Below are 2,670 nucleotides of genomic sequence, written 5' to 3' on the forward strand. Positions count from 1 at the left end.
CTGTGACGGCGTGCCTTTTGAAGAATGAGCCTGCGAGTTAGTGTTACGTCGCGAGGTTAACCCGTGTGGGGAAGCCGTAGCGAAAGCGAGTCTGAACAGGGCGTTGCAGTGGCGTGATCTAGACCCGAAGCGAAGTGATCTACCCATGGCCAGGTTGAAGCGACGGTAAGACGTCGTGGAGGACCGAACCCACTTCAGTTGAAAATGGAGGGGATGAGCTGTGGGTAGGGGTGAAAGGCCAATCAAACTTCGTGATAGCTGGTTCTCCCCGAAATGCATTTAGGTGCAGCGTTGCGTGTTTCTTACCGGAGGTAGAGCTACTGGATGGCTAATGGGCCCTACAAGGTTACTGACGTCAGCCAAACTCCGAATGCCGGTAAGTGAGAGCGCAGCAGTGAGACTGTGGGGGATAAGCTTCATAGTCGAGAGGGAAACAGCCCAGACCACCAACTAAGGCCCCTAAGCGTGTGCTAAGTGGGAAAGGATGTGGAGTTGCGAAGACAACCAGGAGGTTGGCTTAGAAGCAGCCATCCTTAAAAGAGTGCGTAATAGCTCACTGGTCAAGTGATTCCGCGCCGACAATGTAGCGGGGCTCAAGTACACCGCCGAAGTTGTGGCATTCACATATTTTCCAAGCCTTCGTGGTTCAGGAGTGTGGATGGGTAGGGGAGCGTCGTGTGGGCGGTGAAGTCGCGGTGTAAACCAGCGGTGGAGCCTACACGAGTGAGAATGCAGGCATGAGTAGCGAAAGACGGGTGAGAAACCCGTCCGCCGGATGATCAAGGGTTCCAGGGTCAAGCTAATCTGCCCTGGGTAAGTCGGGACCTAAGGCGAGGCCGACAGGCGTAGTCGATGGACAACGGGTTGATATTCCCGTACCGGCGAAAAACCGCCCATGTTGAACAGGGGATACTAACCGCCCGAGACCTGCCCGACACCCCTTGTGGGTGAAGGGTTTTGGTGGAGCGCGGGACCTGATCCTGGGAGGCAAGCGTATTAACAGGTGTGACGCAGGAAGGTAGCCGAGCCGGGCGATGGTTGTCCCGGTCCAAGGATGTAGGGCGAACGGTAGGCAAATCCGCTGTTCATGTGCCTGAGATCTGACGGGACTCCCGTAAAGGGGGGATTCGGTGATCCTATGCTGCCTAGAAAAGCATCGGCGCGAGGTTTTAGCCGCCCGTACCCCAAACCGACACAGGTGATCAGGTAGAGAATACTAAGGCGATCGAGAGAATTATGGTTAAGGAACTCGGCAAAATGCCCCCGTAACTTCGGGAGAAGGGGGGCCCCAACCTTGAACGGTACTAGCGACCGGGAGGGGATCGGGGCCGCAGAGACCAGGGGGAAGCGACTGTTTACTAAAAACACAGGTCCGTGCGAAGTCGCAAGACGATGTATACGGACTGACTCCTGCCCGGTGCTGGAAGGTTAAGAGGACCGGTTAGCCGCAAGGCGAAGCTGAGAATTTAAGCCCCAGTAAACGGCGGTGGTAACTATAACCATCCTAAGGTAGCGAAATTCCTTGTCGGGTAAGTTCCGACCTGCACGAATGGAGTAACGACTTCCCCGCTGTCTCAACCATAAACTCGGCGAAATTGCAGTACGAGTAAAGATGCTCGTTACGCGCAGCAGGACGGAAAGACCCCGAGACCTTTACTATAGTTTGGTATTGGTGTTCGGAGTGGCTTGTGTAGGATAGGTGGGAGACGTTGAAGCCCGGACGCCAGTTCGGGTGGAGTCATCGTTGAAATACCACTCTGGTCACTTTGGACATCTAACTTCGGCCCGTAATCCGGGTCAGGGACAGTGCCTGATGGGTAGTTTAACTGGGGCGGTTGCCTCCTAAAAAGTAACGGAGGCGCCCAAAGGTTCCCTCAGCCTGGTTGGCAATCAGGTGTCGAGTGTAAGTGCACAAGGGAGCTTGACTGTGAGAGAGACATCTCGAGCAGGGACGAAAGTCGGGACTAGTGATCCGGCGGTACATTGTGGAATGGCCGTCGCTCAACGGATAAAAGGTACCTCGGGGATAACAGGCTGATCTTGCCCAAGAGTCCATATCGACGGCATGGTTTGGCACCTCGATGTCGGCTCGTCGCATCCTGGGGCTGGAGTAGGTCCCAAGGGTTGGGCTGTTCGCCCATTAAAGCGGTACGCGAGCTGGGTTTAGAACGTCGTGAGACAGTTCGGTCCCTATCCGCTGCGCGCGCAGGAAATTTGAGAAGGGCTGTCCTTAGTACGAGAGGACCGGGACGGACGAACCTCTGGTGTGTCAGTTGTACTGCCAAGTGCACCGCTGATTAGCTACGTTCGGATGGGATAACCGCTGAAAGCATCTAAGCGGGAAGCTCGCTTCGAGATGAGATTTCCATACACCTTGTGTGTGAGAGGCCCCCAGCCAGACCACTGGGTTGATAGGCCGGATGTGGAAGCGAGGACTAACGACTCGTGAAGCTGACCGGTACTAATAGGCCGATAACTTACACCACACACCACCCCCGCAAACGGATTCAAAAGCGTTTGCACCCATGGGGGCGGTACAAAGAAACAAGACTGCTTGCGTCCACTATGTGGTTCCCAACCAACAAACCCAACACCGGGTTGAGGTTCAGGAACCCACCAATAACTGAATACAACACCACAGTTGTAACACCACAAGATTTCCCACCCCCA

Annotated in this window: 1 rRNA gene (running past one end of the window); it reads left to right on the forward strand. The window is 55.0% G+C overall.

The features are described 5' to 3' along the window. Window positions 1-2,486: ribosomal RNA gene (locus ACTHQX_RS21545) — 23S ribosomal RNA — on the forward strand; it begins 732 nt to the left of the window's first position. Window positions 2,487-2,670: the final 184 nt, after the last annotated feature.

Source organism: Arthrobacter sp. SAFR-023, assembly GCF_051965295.1.
GTDB lineage: Bacteria > Actinomycetota > Actinomycetes > Actinomycetales > Micrococcaceae > Arthrobacter.